This window comes from Geomonas oryzae, assembly GCF_004117875.1.
GTDB lineage: Bacteria > Desulfobacterota > Desulfuromonadia > Geobacterales > Geobacteraceae > Geomonas > Geomonas oryzae.
In genome coordinates, this window is the sequence record NZ_RAHW01000005.1 from 196553 (window position 1) to 210615 (window position 14063).

13 protein-coding genes are annotated in these 14063 nt (G+C 64.1%); 7 read left to right on the top strand and 6 right to left on the bottom strand.

Annotated features, from left to right (window positions below; genetic code table 11):
• Nucleotides 1-2 precede the first annotated feature (2 nt).
• The gene (gene coaE / locus D6Z24_RS13930; protein WP_129127208.1) at nucleotides 3-617 is read left to right on the top strand and encodes a dephospho-CoA kinase; all 615 of its coding nucleotides are present in this window, start codon (nucleotides 3-5) and stop codon (nucleotides 615-617) included.
• Nucleotides 618-690: 73 nt separating this feature from the next.
• Here coaE and D6Z24_RS13935 read toward each other — a convergent pair whose 3' ends face one another.
• Nucleotides 691-1473 carry an IclR family transcriptional regulator gene (locus D6Z24_RS13935; RefSeq protein ID WP_129127209.1) on the bottom strand — a complete coding sequence of 261 codons (783 nt, stop codon included), beginning with the start codon at nucleotides 1471-1473 and terminating at the stop codon, nucleotides 691-693.
• 327 nt (nucleotides 1474-1800) lie between these two features.
• Here D6Z24_RS13935 and D6Z24_RS13940 point away from each other — a divergent pair, with 327 nt between their 5' ends.
• From D6Z24_RS13940 to D6Z24_RS13965, 6 genes are all read left to right on the top strand, one after another.
• The gene (locus D6Z24_RS13940) at nucleotides 1801-3417 is read left to right on the top strand and encodes a sensor histidine kinase (protein WP_129127210.1); all 1617 of its coding nucleotides are present in this window, start codon (nucleotides 1801-1803) and stop codon (nucleotides 3415-3417) included.
• Between the two features lie 182 nt (nucleotides 3418-3599).
• Nucleotides 3600-3809 (top strand): sulfur carrier protein ThiS, encoded by a 210-nt coding sequence (gene thiS, locus D6Z24_RS13945; RefSeq protein WP_129127211.1) that lies wholly within the window; start codon nucleotides 3600-3602, stop codon nucleotides 3807-3809.
• Nucleotides 3810-3898: 89 nt separating this feature from the next.
• Nucleotides 3899-4681: a thiazole synthase gene (locus D6Z24_RS13950; protein WP_129127212.1), complete on the top strand. Its 783-nt coding sequence runs from the start codon at nucleotides 3899-3901 to the stop codon at nucleotides 4679-4681.
• The gene (thiE, locus tag D6Z24_RS13955; RefSeq protein ID WP_129127213.1) at nucleotides 4678-5334 is read left to right on the top strand and encodes a thiamine phosphate synthase; all 657 of its coding nucleotides are present in this window, start codon (nucleotides 4678-4680) and stop codon (nucleotides 5332-5334) included. The genes D6Z24_RS13950 and thiE overlap by 4 nt, the downstream gene beginning before the upstream one ends.
• Entirely contained in the window at nucleotides 5335-6288 is a 954-nt protein-coding gene (locus D6Z24_RS13960) for a TIGR01212 family radical SAM protein (RefSeq protein ID WP_129127214.1), read from the top strand.
• 14 nt (nucleotides 6289-6302) lie between these two features.
• Complete coding sequence (locus D6Z24_RS13965; RefSeq protein ID WP_129127215.1) at nucleotides 6303-6959, top strand: fumarylacetoacetate hydrolase family protein; 657 nt, start codon at nucleotides 6303-6305, stop codon at nucleotides 6957-6959.
• 229 nt (nucleotides 6960-7188) lie between these two features.
• On the opposite strand, the gene D6Z24_RS13970 is transcribed toward D6Z24_RS13965, so the two are convergent.
• The 5 genes from D6Z24_RS13970 to glyQ form a co-directional block, all read right to left on the bottom strand.
• Nucleotides 7189-7644, bottom strand: coding sequence for a YaaR family protein (locus tag D6Z24_RS13970; protein WP_129127216.1), 456 nt, complete (start codon nucleotides 7642-7644; stop codon nucleotides 7189-7191).
• A 74-nt stretch (nucleotides 7645-7718) separates the two neighbouring features.
• A complete protein-coding gene (locus D6Z24_RS13975) occupies nucleotides 7719-7919 on the bottom strand; it encodes a cold-shock protein (RefSeq protein WP_129127217.1) in 201 nt (66 codons plus the stop codon).
• Between the two features lie 157 nt (nucleotides 7920-8076).
• The gene (gene ppdK / locus D6Z24_RS13980) at nucleotides 8077-10815 is read right to left on the bottom strand and encodes a pyruvate, phosphate dikinase (RefSeq protein WP_129127218.1); all 2739 of its coding nucleotides are present in this window, start codon (nucleotides 10813-10815) and stop codon (nucleotides 8077-8079) included.
• Nucleotides 10816-10999: 184 nt separating this feature from the next.
• Complete coding sequence (glyS, locus tag D6Z24_RS13985) at nucleotides 11000-13063, bottom strand: glycine--tRNA ligase subunit beta (protein WP_129127219.1); 2064 nt, start codon at nucleotides 13061-13063, stop codon at nucleotides 11000-11002.
• Nucleotides 13063-13938, bottom strand: a complete 876-nt coding sequence (glyQ, locus tag D6Z24_RS13990) for a glycine--tRNA ligase subunit alpha (RefSeq protein ID WP_129127418.1) — start codon at nucleotides 13936-13938, stop codon at nucleotides 13063-13065. The genes glyS and glyQ overlap by 1 nt, the downstream gene beginning before the upstream one ends.
• Nucleotides 13939-14063 lie beyond the last annotated feature (125 nt).

Here is a 14063-nt window from a genome sequence, read left to right on the forward strand (position 1 = left end):
GCATGCGCATCATAGGACTCACCGGGGGGATCGCCTCGGGTAAGACCACCGTGGCCCGTCTCTTCGAGAAGCAGGGGGTGCCGGTGATCGACGCGGACCAACTGGCGCGGGAAGTGGTGGAACCGGGGACGGAAGGGCTCGCCCGCATCGTCGACGCCTTCGGCGCGAAGGTCCTGAACCCGGACGGCACCCTGAACCGGGCCGAACTGGGGGCGGTGGTCTTCGCCGACCCGGCGGCGCGCCGCATCCTGGAGGGGATCACCCACCCCGCGATAAGGATGCTCGCAGAAGAAAAGCTGCAAAGGCTCCGGGAGGCGGGAGAGGGGACCGTGTTCTACGTCGCGCCGCTTCTCATCGAGGCGGGGATCACCTCCCGCGTGCACGAGGTCTGGGTGGTATACCTCGACCGGGAGACCCAGTTGGAGCGGCTCATGGAGCGGGACGGCCTTTCCCGCGAGGCGGCGCTCTCGCGCATCGCGTCGCAGATGCCCATGGAAGAGAAGAAGCGACTCGGCAGGGTCGTCATCGACAACCGGGGAAGCAGGGAAGAACTGGAGGCCCAGGTACTCAGGCTGTGGGAGGAAGAGATAGCGCATCGGGAAGCGGAGCGCCGTTAGGGCTCCGGCTCCCCGAAATGAAAAAGGCCCCAGTGGTGACGGGGCCTTTTTTTCGTTCGGGATGCGGTGCGGCTTACTTGTGGTAGCCGAGCTTGTGGGAGATCTCCTCGCCCGCCTTGATCACCAGCGGGATGAGCTCCTTTTCCATACGGTCGTCGGTGAAGCGCATCGAGGGACCGGAGATGCTGACCGCGCCGATGATGCGGCGGGTGTAGTCGCGGATCGGAGCCCCCACGCATTTGACCCCGACATCCATCTCCTCGTCGTCGATGGCGTACCCCTGGTCGGCGATCACCTTCAGGTGCTTCTTGAGCTCCTCGCGGTCGGTGACCGTCTTCGGGGTGTAGCGCTTCATCTCCTTGGTGGGGAGGTAATTCTCCAGCTCCTCGTCGGCCATGTAGGCGATCTGGACCTTGCCGGCCGCGGTGCAGTAGGCCGGGAGACGGGCGCCGACGCGCGGCACGACCCGAACCGTCAGGTCGGTCTCGACCACGTCGAGGTAGACGATGTGGAACTCTTTAAGGATGGCGACGTAGGTGGTCTCGTTGCACTCCTTGACCAGCGCCTCGAGCACCGGGCGGGACTGGCGTAAAAGCCCCATCTGCTTGATGAAGGTCTGCCCGAGCTCGAGCGTCTTGAGCCCCAGCCGGTAGTTTTCCGTGACCCTGTTCTGCTCTATATAGTTCCTGGACTCAAGGGTCGCCAGGAGTCTGAAAACGTTGTTCTTGTGAAGTTTCAGCCGTTTGGAGAGCTCGGTCACCCCCAGCTCGTCCACCTCGTCGTGAAACTGCTCCAGGAGGTCGAGCGCATGGGAGACGGCCTGGATGATGTACTCTGATTTCTCTTTTTTCGCCATTGGCTGCACCTATTCTTATGTCAAAAAAATTTCAAACAATAGTAACTAGGCCATTTGACCAGCCGTGTCAAGAAAATTAATCGCTTGATAAACCCTTTTAATGTGTTTAAACTCGCCTTATCCCAAACCGCGCATCATGTATGGTATGACGCTGGGTTAAAACAAGCAGTCCCGTCATACAGGGGAAAATAAGCCCCTCGGGGACAGTTTGTAGCCAAAATATAGAATTATGTTCTAAAGAAGTCAAGCCCCAAAAAAGTAACGCCGTACTGGCATCTTGACTACCCGGTGCCCCCTTGGGCGCCGGCAAGCCGGCGGAGGGCGAACGTGCGCCTCAACCTCATTTCCAAGCTTGCCCTCGCCACCGGCCTCGTGCTCCTTTGCACCATCGCCCTCTTCGCCTATCTTAATCTGAGAAGTCTTAAGGGCCTCCTGCTGCAGGAGGCCATCGCCGAAGCGGATCGCGTCTCCGAGACCATCATCAGAACCACGCACAACCAGATGCTCAGGGACGACCGGCCGCTGTTTTACAAGACGATACAGGAGCTGGGCGCTCAGCAGGGGGTGGAGAGGATCCGCCTCATCAACAAGACCGGCCGCATCATCTTTTCCACCGACGATGCCGAGATCGGCACCATTCTGAGCAAGTATTCCGAGGTGTGCGGCGTCTGCCACGGCGGACCGCAGCTTTTGCTCACCGCGTCCTCCATGCACCGCAGCCGCCGCTTTTACTCCCCTTCCGGGGAGGAGTTCCTCGGCATCACCAACGCCATCTACAACGAGGAGAGCTGCTACACGGCGAGTTGTCACTTCCATCCCGAAAAGCTCAAGGTGCTCGGGGTGCTTGACGTGGTCGTGCCGCTTGATCGCATGCACTCCCTGATCGTCGCCTACCGCGACCGCATGCTCCTTCTCACCCTGCTCCTCATCACCCTCACCTCGATCAGTCTCACCTACTTCACCCAAAAGCTCGTGAACCGCCCGGTCCGAGAGCTACTCGCGCACACGCACATGCTCTCCCGCGGGGAGCTCGACGGCTCGGTGGCAAGCTTTGCGAACGACGAACTGGGCGAACTCGCCGACGCCTTCAACGCGATGACGCTCAACCTGAAGAAGGCGCGTGAGGAGCTCGAGGGGTGGGGGCGCGACCTGGAGCAGATGGTGCAGCAGCGCACCCTCGAGGTGACCCGCATGCAGGCGCAGCTGATCCGCTCGGAAAAACTCGCCTCGCTGGGTGAGCTGGTGGCGGGGATCGCGCACGAGATCAACAACCCGCTCACCGGGATCATGGTGTTTTCCTCCCTGGTCCAGAGCGCGCCGACCCTCGACCCGGCTTTGAAGCGCGACATCGAGACGGTCCTGCGGGAGACCAAGCGCTGCGCCGACATCGTCAAGGGGCTGCTCGAGTTCGCCCGCTGCGCCCCGCCGCAGAAGGCCCCCTGTTCCCTGAACGACATCTCCGACGCCGCGCTCGAACTGGTCCGGCACCAGATCCTTTTCCAGGACGTCACCATAGTGCGGCAATACGCGGGCAGGCTCCCTGCGCTGCACCTCGACTCGAACCAGATCGAGCAGGTCCTGGTCAACATGTTCGTCAACGCGGGACACGCCATGATGGGGGAAGGGATGCTCATCGTGGTGACCGGGTTCGACCAGAAAACGGAGACCGCCTCCGTGAAGATCACAGACAACGGCTGCGGCATTCCGGAGGCGAACCTGGACAAGATCTTCGACCCCTTCTTCAGCACCAAGTCGAGCAAGGGGACCGGGCTCGGCCTCTCCGTCTCTTACGGCATCATCCAGGAGCACGGGGGAAGGATCGAAGTGGAGAGCCAGGAGGGGGTGGGGACCACCTTCACCGTCGTGCTGCCGCTGCACCCCGCCCCGACCCCTTCCCTGCCGGCTCCCGATGACGCGGACGCCGAATCCTCCGCCCCGGCCTAAGCCGTATACAAATCCGCCACATCCCCCGCAAAACGCCCCCTTCCGGCCGCAACTGCGCGGAAGAAAACGATTGACAGGGAGGGGCCGTATTGCTAGTTTACGGTCGGGGCATCCCCGTACCCGGCTTTTTTGCCCCCACCACACCGGCAGCAACGAACCCCACGCTTAAAGACGGAGCAGCAGTGAACATCACCACCAACGGCGAAGCCGTATCGATCGATCCCCTTACCATTCAGGAGTACCTGGTCTCCCTCGGCATCGACCCGCGCCGGGTTGCGGTAGAACTGAACCTCGAGATCCTCCCGAAGGCGCAGTACGAGACCACGCAGCTGAAGGATGGGGACACCCTGGAGATAGTCCACTTCGTAGGCGGCGGGGCCGCGCGCGCCTGACCCAGCCCCACGGCCTCTTTCCTCCGCGCTTTAGCCTTGCGGCAAGCGACCGGAGCCGACCAACGCGACACACCGATTGGAGAACAGTGATGCCCGAATCAAACGACAAGCTCGTCATCGCAGGACGTGAATTCGACTCCCGCCTCATGGTGGGGACCGGCAAATACGCCGATTTCCAGCAGATGGTGCGCGCCATCGAGGTCTCCGGCGCCCAGATCATCACCGTCGCGGTGAGACGCGTCAACATCTCGGACCGGACCAAGGAGTCCCTCCTCGACCATATCGACCTGAAGAAATACACCCTTTTGCCGAACACCGCGGGGTGCTACACCGCCGACGACGCCATCAGGACCTGTCGGCTCGCCCGCGAGGCCGGTCTCTCCGATTTCGTGAAACTCGAGGTGCTAGGCGACGAGAAGACCCTCTACCCCAACAACGAGGAACTCCTGAAGGCCGCCAAGGTCCTCATCGCCGAAGGGTTCACCGTGCTCCCCTACACGAGCGACGATCCCATCATCTGCAAGCGTCTCGAGGACATGGGGTGCGCCGCCGTCATGCCGCTGGGCGCTCCGATCGGCTCCGGACTCGGCATCCGCAACCCGTACAACATCCAGATCATCCTGGAGACGGTGAAGGTCCCCGTTATCGTCGATGCCGGTGTCGGCACCGCCTCCGACGCGGCCATCGCCATGGAGCTTGGCTGCGACGGCGTTCTCATGAACACCGCGATCGCCGGGGCCCAGGACCCGGTCGCCATGGCGCTCGCCATGAACATGGCGGTACGCGCCGGGCGCCTTGCCTACAAGGCGGGGCGCATCCCGAGGAAGCTCTACGCGAGCGCCTCGTCACCGCTTGCGGGCCTCATCTCGTGAGAGAACTCCACTCCCCCTGGATCGACTTCAACCTGTACCTGATCACCGGGCGCGGGGAAACCCTGGGGCGCAACCTCGAGTTCGTCGTCGAGGAGGCGTTGCGCGGCGGCGTGCGCGCCGTGCAGCTAAGGGACAAGGGGGCGAGCAGCAAGGAGCTGTACGAGACCGCGCATGAACTGAGGCGTCTCACCGCGCGCTACGGCGCGAAGCTTTTCATCAACGACCGCACCGACGTGGCCTTAGCCGTCGACGCCGACGGGGTCCACATAGGGAGCTCGAGCCTGCCGCTTTACAAGGTGCGGAGGCTTATAGGGGAGCGTCGGCTGATCGGCGTCTCCTGCCACAACCAGACCCAGGCGATCACCGCGCAGGAGATGGGGGCCGACTTCATCACCTTCGGCCCGGTCTTCTATACGCCGAGCAAGGCGGAGTACGGCGAGCCGGTCGGGCTGCAAAAGCTCGCGCACGTGGCCGAGCTGTTGCAGATCCCGGTCTTCGCACTCGGGGGGGTGAACCAGGAGAACTGCGCCGAGGCGGTCGCCTGCGGCGTCCACGGCATCGCCCTCATCTCCGCGATACTCTCGGCAGAAGAGCCGCGCGACGCCGCGAAGAAACTGCTGGCACAGCTCCCCCCACTGGAGCACAACGACTAGATGACCACGAGCGAACTGATCCATAGCGACCTGCGCATAAACTCCTACGGCTCTTACCTCAGGCGCCGCTTCTCCTGCCGCGTCAGCAAGGTGAACGTGGACGGCGGCTTCACCTGCCCCAACCGCGACGGCAGCCGCGGCACCGGCGGGTGCATCTACTGCGACAACAGCTCCTTCTCGCCCAAGGAGACGGTGGCCGTGATCCCGATCGAGGAGCAGATGGCGGCGGGAATGGCGTACCACCGGGAGCGCCTCGGGAGCGAGAAGTTCATCGTCTACTTCCAGAAGTTCACCAACACCTACGCTCCGGTGGAGCGGCTGGCCGATCTCTACCGGCGCGCCCTCGACCACCCGGACGTGCTCGGCATCTCGGTGGGGACGCGGCCCGACTCGCTGGCACCCGGTGCCATCGACCTTTTGAGCGAGATCGCCCGCGACCGCTACGTCTGCGTCGAACTGGGGCTTCAGTCGATGGACGACGCCATCCTCTCGCGCATCAACCGGGGGCACACCCTGGCCGAGTACCTGAACGCGGTCGAGCGCCTCTCGGGCCGGGGCATGGAGATCTGCACCCACCTGATCCACGGCTTCCCGGGCGAGACCCGCGAAGGGTTCCTGAAGACGGCGCGGCTCATCGCGGGCCTCCCGGTCACCTCGGTCAAGCTGCACCAGCTCCATGCCGTCGAGAACACGCGGCTCGCCCAGATGTACCGCGACGGGAGCTGGCAGCCGATCGGCGTGGACGAGTACATCGCCGCCGCCTGCGACTTCCTGGAGGAGCTCCCGGCGCGGGTCTCGGTGCAGCGTCTCTACGGCTCGGCACCGCTTTCCATCCGCGTGGCGCCGAACTGGAACCTAAAAAACAACCAGATGTGGTATGCCGTGCTGAACGAGCTGAAGCGGCGCGGGAGCTGGCAGGGGTGCCGGCTGGACCGCGCGGTCCGGGCGGCCTAGAAAACGGGAGAGTCATGAAAAGCGTACAAGTGAAGGGAAGCGCGGAGCCGGTCAGGATCGGCAAGATCCTCTGCATCGGTCGCAATTACGCGGACCACATAAAGGAGCTCGGGAACGAGACGCCGGAGCGCCCGGTCATCTTCACCAAGCCCGCCTCAAGCGTCATCGGCGCGGGCGAGGAGATCGTCATCCCCCCCTACTCCAACGACTGCCATCACGAGGCGGAGCTCGCGCTCCTCATCGGTAAAAAAGGGAAGGACATCGAGGCCGCAGATGCGCTCTCCCACGTGGCCGGTTACGCCGTGGCGATCGACCTGACGCTCAGGGACGTGCAGGCCGAGCTCAAGAAGAAGGGGCTTCCCTGGGACATCGCCAAGGGGTTCGACACCGCCTGCCCCCTTTCCGGGTTCGTCCCGGCGAGGGAGGTTTCCGACCCGCAGGCCCTGCGCATCACGCTCACCGTGAACGGCGAGAAGCGCCAGGACGGCGGCACCGACCTCATGATCCACCGCATCCCGGAACTTATCAGCTACCTCTCCTCGGTCTTCACCCTGGAGCCCGGGGACCTCGTCCTGACCGGCACCCCCGCGGGCGTCGGCCCGATCAAAAGCGGGGACCAGGTGGTGGCCGAGATCGGCGGCGTGGGCAAAATCGCCGTCGCGGTCCGCTGAGGTATGACATTCAATGAAAAGGAGGGTCAAGAGATGACCAACGAGAAGAGCTGCCCCGACTGCCAGGGGCTCATGATCCTGATGCCCGGCTGAGGGGGCCTCTTCTGGCGGTGCCAGAAGTGCGGCAAGAGAATGCCCGCGAGCCCCGACGGCTCCAAGGGATGCGGGTGCAAATGACGAAAAGGGGGACCGGATGACCGGTCCCCCTTTTTAATTCGGAAAGCTCCCGCTAGAGGAGGAAGTCGACGACCAAACCCTTGATCTTCACGATCTGGGCGACGATGCGGATGTGGTCCTTCTGCTCGCGCATGACCAGGTGGTAGAGGAGGTCGGCCTCCTTGTCGATCACGGTGATCACCTCGTGGCTGCGCCCGGACATCCCGCCCCCGAGAAGCTCCATCCGGTACGCCTCGGCGGAAACCTTGCGCGCCATGGTGCCCAAAAGCTCGCGAAACGCCTTGAAGTTCGCGATGGTCGGCTCCTGCTCGAGGATGTCCCCGGCCCGGTCGATCTCCTCCTTCAGGCGCTGCAGCTCGCCCGGGTAATCGGAACTCGCCTTGGCGACGGCGGCGAGCCGACCGGCGAACAGGGGTGCGCCGGGGGCCGCCACCCCTTTCGCCGGGGCGGTGCTTCCCTTTTCCTTCTTTGCTACGGAGCGGGAGTCGGATTTTTCGTTGATACGCATGGGACACCGTCCTGACGGACACTAAAAAAGGCCCCGACGAGAGCGTCGGGGCCCGATCAAGGACAAAGGCGAGCCTAGTTCCTGACCACGTTGGCGGCCTGGGGCCCTTTGGCGCCCTGGACCACGTCGAAGGTCACCGAGTCACCTTCGGCGAGGGACTTGAAGCCGTCCCCCTGGATGGACGAGAAATGCACGAACACGTCCCCCCCGTTTTCCTGCTCGATGAACCCAAAACCCTTCGCGTCGTTGAACCACTTCACTACACCTTTTGCCATTCTCTTTCTCCTGGTACTGCCTTCGTTTTTGTCGGGCGGCCGTTGCCGGCCGCCCCCGTCTCGCGTCATGGACGCGTTATCGGCTATTACACGTTTAACTTCCGCATGTCAAGGTTTCCGGCGCGGTTGCGACGTCCCCGCCGTGGGGCCTGCCGGACTAGGCGCCTGCCACGGGCTGCTCAAGGGCGTCACTTGCCTTTCCCGCCGCGGCACCTTTGGCGGCGGGAGCGGCCGCCTGCGCGTTCAGCGTGGCGTGGGCAGCGGCCAGGCGCGCGATGGGCACCCGGAACGGGGAGCAGGAGACGTAGTCGAGCCCGACCGAGTCGCAGAAGATGACCGAGGCGGGGTCGCCGCCGTGCTCGCCGCAGATGCCGAGCTTGATGTTCGGGCGGGTTGCGCGTCCCTTCTCGCAACCCATGCGCACCAGGGCGCCGACGCCGTTTTGGTCGAGCGTCACGAACGGGTCGTCCTCGAGGATGCCGTTCTCCACGTAGAAGGGGAGGAACTTGCCGGCGTCGTCGCGGGAAAGGCCGAAGGTGGTCTGGGTCAGGTCGTTTGTACCGAAGGAGAAGAAGTCGGCCTCGGTGGCGATGCTGTCCGCGGTGATGGCGGCGCGCGGCAGCTCGATCATGGTCCCGATCAGGTAGTCGACCTTGACGCCGTAGCGCTTCTGGACGTCCTCGCAGACGGCGACCGCGTTGGCGCGCATGATGGAGAGTTCCTTGGTCACCGCGACGAGCGGGATCATGATCTCGGGGACGATCTGGAAGCCTTCGTCCTTAACGAGTTCGCAGGCGGCCTCCATGATCGCCTGTACCTGCATGTCGTAGATCTCCGGGAAGGTGACGCCGAGACGGCAGCCGCGGTGGCCGAGCATCGGGTTGAACTCGTGCAGGAACTCGACCTTGTGCTTCAGGGTCTGCGCGGAGACGCCCATGGTCGCGGAGAGCGCCTCGATGTCCTTGTCCTCCTGGGGGAGGAACTCGTGCAGCGGCGGGTCGAGGAGACGGATGGTGACCGGGAGCCCCTTCATCTCGCGGAAGAGCCCCTTGAAGTCACCCTTTTGCATCGGGAGGATCTTGGCGAGCGCCTTCTTCCTCCCCTCGAGGTCGGCGGAAAGGATCATCTCGCGCACCGCGGCGATGCGGTCCGCCTCGAAGAACATGTGCTCGGTACGGCAAAGGCCGATCCCCTCCGCACCGAAGTCGCGCGCGGTCTTCGCGTCGTGCGGGGTGTCGGCGTTCGCGCGCACCTTCATCCTGCGGAACTTGTCCACCCAGGCCATGACCGTGGCGAAATCGCCGCCGACGCCGGCTGCGACCATGGGAACCGCCCCTTTCATCACCTCGCCGGTGGAGCCGTCGAGGGTGACCACGTCACCCTTCTTGATGACGGTGCCGTCTTTCGCGACGAACTGGCCCGCGTGGTAGTCGACCTTGATGTCGCCGCAGCCGGCGACGCAGCATTTGCCCATGCCGCGGGCGACGACCGCCGCGTGCGAGGTCATGCCGCCGCGGGCGGTCAGGATGCCCTGCGCCGCGTGCATGCCGTGGATGTCCTCGGGGGAGGTCTCGACGCGCACCAGGATCACCTTGTGACCGAGCTTCGCCGCGCTCTCCGCCTCGTCGGCGGTGAAGACCACCTCGCCGGAGGCGGCACCCGGGGAAGCCGGAAGACCCTTGGCGATCACCTTCTTCTCGGCTTTGGGGTCGAGGGAGGGGTGCAGGAGCTGGTCGAGCTGGGAAGGGGCCACGCGCAGCACCGCGGTCTTCTCGTCGATGAGTCCTTCGGCCACCATGTCCACCGCGATCTTGATGGCGGCCTTCGCCGTCCTCTTGCCGCTTCTGCACTGCAGCATGTAGAGGATCCCCTTCTCGATGGTGAACTCGATGTCCTGCATGTCCTTGTAGTGGCGCTCCAGGATGTCGCGGATCTGCACGAGCTGCTGGTAGCACTCGGGGAGCACCTCCTCCATGGAGGGGAGGTCGCCCGGCTTGTACTTGGCGCGGTTGATCGGCTGCGGGGTGCGGATGCCGGCAACGACGTCCTCGCCCTGCGCGTTCACCAGGTACTCGCCGTAGAAGTAGTTCTCGCCGGTTGAGGGGTCGCGGGTGAAGGCGACGCCGGTTGCGCAGTCATCCCCCATGTTGCCGAAGACCATGGACTGCACGTTGACCGCGGTCCCCCAGTCGGCCGGGATGTTGTTCAGCCTACGGTAGGTGATGGCGCGCTGGTTCATCCAGGAGCCGAACACGGCGCCGATGGCGCCCCAGAGCTGCTCCTTCGGGTCCTCGGGGAAGTCCACACCCAGGGTCGCCTTGATCTTCGCCTTGAACTCGGAGACGAGCTCCTTCCAGTCGGAAGCGGCCAGCTCGGTGTCGAGGTGCACGCCGCGCGCCTCCTTCTTGCGCTCGAGGAGGTGCTCCAGCTCGTCCTTGTGCATCCCCATGACGACGTCGGAGTACATCTGCACGAAACGGCGGTATGCGTCATAGGCGAAACGCTCGTCGCCGGACTGGGCGATGATCCCCTGCACCGTGGTGTCGTTCAACCCCAGGTTCAGGATGGTGTCCATCATCCCCGGCATGGAGGCGCGGGCGCCGGAGCGGACGGAGACGAGGAGCGGGTTCTTGGCGTCGCCGAACTTTTTCCCCATGAGCGCTTCCACACGGGCGAGGTTCGCTTCGACCTCTACGGCGAGCGGGGCCGGGTACTGCTGGTTGTTCTTGTAGTACTCGGTGCAGACCTCCGTGGTGATGGTGAAGCCCGCCGGGACGGGGAGACCGATGGCGGTCATCTCGGCCAGGTTCGCCCCCTTGCCACCCAGAAGCTCTTTCATTTTGGCGTTGCCGTCAGCCTTGCCCGCGCCGAAGAAGTAAACGTACTGCGTTCCCATGTGCACCCTCCTTACAGTTTGTTAATTAATTTGGAGCTTAAAGTATACACATAATCCAAAAAAGGCAACAGCCGCCGGGAGTTTCACCCGGACGGCTGTTTACGTGAGCGTCAGATATTCAGTGTTACCGCTGCGGCGCCCTTCCCGAGGTTTCGGCATCCCGGTTCCGGCTGTCGCAGTCTCATCATGCCGATAACCTCGCGAAATCGGCGAGGCGACCGAAGAGCCTCGCGATCGAGGTGAGTAGCGCCAGGCGGTTCCCGCGCACCCGCTCGTCCTCGGCCATGACCATCACCTTGTCGAAGAAGAGGTCCACGGCGGGCTTCAAGGTGGCGATCTCGGTGAGCGCGGAGAGGTAGTCGGCGCGCTCGACGGCGGCCTCCACCTTCCCTTTCACCGCCTGCTGCGCCTGGAAGAGCCCGCCTTCGGCATCCTCCTGGAAGAGCGCCGCGTCCACCGGTGTGTCCACCCCGTCCTTCACGATGTTGCAGACGCGCTTGAAGGCTACGGCCAGCGCGCCGAAGTCCTCGCGCTTTCTGAAGTCGGCAAGCGCCTCGATCTTGGCGGCCGCCTCGACCAGATCGTCGAAGGAGACCGAGACCACCGCGTCCACCACGTCGGAGGGGAAGCGGTCCGCCATGAGGTTCACGAAACGGCCGCGGAAGAACTCCAGCACGTCGCGGTAGACGTCCTCGACCGGCCGGGTCGCCTTGGCGGCGAGGAGCTCGAGGGAAGCCCGGATGAGCCCGGAGAGGGGCTCGCGGTACTTCTTCTCGAGGATGATGTTGATGATGCCGAGCGCGGAGCGGCGCAGCGCGTAGGGGTCGGCGGAGCCGGTCGGGATGAGCCCGACGCTGAAGCAGCCGCAGATGGTGTCGACCTTGTCGGCAAGGGAAACGAAGGCGCCGATGTCGGAGGCGGGGAGCTCGCCCCCCGCCTGGGTCGGGAGGTAGTGCTCGGCGATGGCGTTGGCTACCGCCGCGTCCTCGCCGTCGTGCAGGGCGTACTCGCGCCCCATGATCCCCTGCACCTCGGGGAACTCGCCCACCATGCCGGAGACGAGGTCCGCCTTGCAAAGGGTGGCGGCGCGGGCGGCCTTTTCGACCACCTCCGGGTTGTGCCGCTGCGCGAGCCCCTTGGCGAGCTCGCGGAAGCGCTCCATCTTCTCGTAGGAGGTGCCGAGCTTCGCCTGGTAGACCACGCTCTTCAGGCTCTCCACGCGGGACTCAAGCTTCACCTTGTGGTCCTCGTCGAAGAAGAAGCGGGCGTCGGAAAGGCGGGCCCTCAGCACGCGCTCGTTCCCCTTGACCACCACGGACGGGTCCTCGGTGAGGGTGTTGTTGATAGTGATGAAGCCCGGCAGCAGTTTCCCCTGGTCGTCGACCAGCGAGAAGTAGCGCTGGTGCTCGCGCATCGAGGTGATGAGCACCTCGCGCGGGACGACGAGGAAGTCCGGGGAGAAGGTGCCGTGCACCGCGGAGGGGTACTCGACCAGGAAGGCGACCTGCTCGAGGAGCGCCTCGTCGGCAAGGACGTTCCCCTTCGCCTGGCGCGCCACGCGCTCGATCTCCTGGCGGATGATCGCCTTTCTCTTCTCCGGGTCCGGGATCACGAAGTGGCGCTCGCACTCTTCCAAGTAGCTCGCGAGGTCGCGCACCGGGAAGGTGGTGTTGGCCATGAAGCGGTGGCCGCGCGAGGCGCTGCCGCTTTCGATGTTGCCGAAGGAGAAGGGAACGACGACGCCGTCGAAGAGCGCCACGATCCAGTGGATCGGGCGGGCGAAGCGGACGTCGAAATCGGCCCAGCGCATCGACTTCTTGAACGGGATGGCGCCGATCAGGCGCGGGAGCATCTCGGGGAGGAGCTCGGCGGTGTCGCGTCCGACCTCGCTCTTAATCGCGGCAAGGTACTCCCCCTTCGGGGTCATGACCACCTTAAGGTCGGCCACGTCCACACCCTGGCCGCGGGCGAAGCCCTGGGCCGCCTTGGTCGGGTTGCCGTCGGCGTCGTAGGCGGCGCTTTTCGCAGGTCCCATGGCGGTCAGCTCGGCATCGGGCTGGCGCTCGGCCATCCCCTTCACCGCGAGCACCAGGCGGCGCGGGGTACCAAGCGTCACGATCTCGCCGTACTCGATGCGCGCCGTCTCCAGCTCGCGTTTCATGAGGGCTTCCATGTCGGCCATCGCCTTGGGGACGAAACCGGCGGGAATCTCTTCGCATCCAATCTCGAGGAACAGATCCTTAGCCATTAGCGACCTCCTTTCAGGAGCGGGAAGCCGAGCCGCTCGCGCATCTGCAGGTAACCTTCGGCGCAAAGACGCGCTACGTTTCTCACCTTGCCGATGTAGGAGGCGCGCTCGGTGACCGAGATGGCGCCGCGGGCGTCCAGGAGGTTGAAGGTGTGGGAGCATTTCATGACGTAGTCGTAGGCCGGGAGCACGAGCCCCTTGTCGACCAGGCGGATGCACTCCTTCTCGTACATCTTGAAGAGGGAGAGGAGCATGTCGACGTCGGCCTCCTCGAAGTTGTAGGTGGAGAACTCGACCTCGCTCTCGTGGTGGATGTCGCCGTACTTGACCCCTTTTACCCACTCGAGGTCGTAGACGTTGTCCACCCCCTGCAGGTACATGGCGATCCTCTCGCAGCCGTAGGTGATCTCGGAGGAGACCGGTTTCAGGTCGATGCCGCCCGCCTGCTGGAAGTAGGTGAACTGGGTGATCTCCATGCCGTCCAGCCAGACCTCCCAGCCAAGCCCCCAGGCGCCCAGGGTCGGGGACTCCCAGTCGTCCTCGACGAAGCGGATGTCGTGCTTGTTCGGGTCGATGCCGAAGGCGCGCAGCGAGTCGAGGTAGAGGTCCAGGATGTTCATGGGAGAGGGCTTCATGATCACCTGGAACTGGTAGTAGTGCTGCAGACGGTTCGGGTTCTCGCCGTAGCGCCCGTCGGTGGGACGACGGGAAGGCTCCACGTAGGCGACCTTCCACGGCTCGGGCCCGAGCACGCGCAGGAAGGTGGCGGGGTTGAAGGTACCCGCCCCCTTCTCGGTATCATAGGGTTGCTGGATTACGCACCCCTGCCCTGCCCAGTAACCCTGCAGGGAGAGGATCAGATCCTGAAATGTCAACACGCCGCCTCCGATCTAAACAATATTTTCAAGTGGTGCAGCTTTTGGCAGAAAAAAGTTTACTGTATCCAAACAGTTAGGCTCGCCAGATTACAACAGCGGCAAGTGCGCTGTCAAGGAATATC

Bases quoted from the DNA above. Each gene is read 5' to 3' on its own strand.
- D6Z24_RS13960 (WP_129127214.1), top strand. From the start codon at position 5,335: ATGACCACGAGCGAACTGATCCATAGCGACCTGCGCATAAACTCCTAC.
- D6Z24_RS13975 (WP_129127217.1), bottom strand. From the start codon at position 7,919: ATGGCAAAAGGTGTAGTGAAGTGGTTCAACGACGCGAAGGGTTTTGGG.
- ppdK (WP_129127218.1), bottom strand. From the start codon at position 10,815: ATGGGAACGCAGTACGTTTACTTCTTCGGCGCGGGCAAGGCTGACGGC.
- glyS (WP_129127219.1), bottom strand. From the start codon at position 13,063: ATGGCTAAGGATCTGTTCCTCGAGATTGGATGCGAAGAGATTCCCGCC.
- coaE (WP_129127208.1), top strand. From the start codon at position 3: ATGCGCATCATAGGACTCACCGGGGGGATCGCCTCGGGTAAGACCACC.
- D6Z24_RS13965 (WP_129127215.1), top strand. From the start codon at position 6,303: ATGAAAAGCGTACAAGTGAAGGGAAGCGCGGAGCCGGTCAGGATCGGC.
- D6Z24_RS13950 (WP_129127212.1), top strand. From the start codon at position 3,899: ATGCCCGAATCAAACGACAAGCTCGTCATCGCAGGACGTGAATTCGAC.
- D6Z24_RS13970 (WP_129127216.1), bottom strand. From the start codon at position 7,644: ATGCGTATCAACGAAAAATCCGACTCCCGCTCCGTAGCAAAGAAGGAA.
- D6Z24_RS13935 (WP_129127209.1), bottom strand. From the start codon at position 1,473: ATGGCGAAAAAAGAGAAATCAGAGTACATCATCCAGGCCGTCTCCCAT.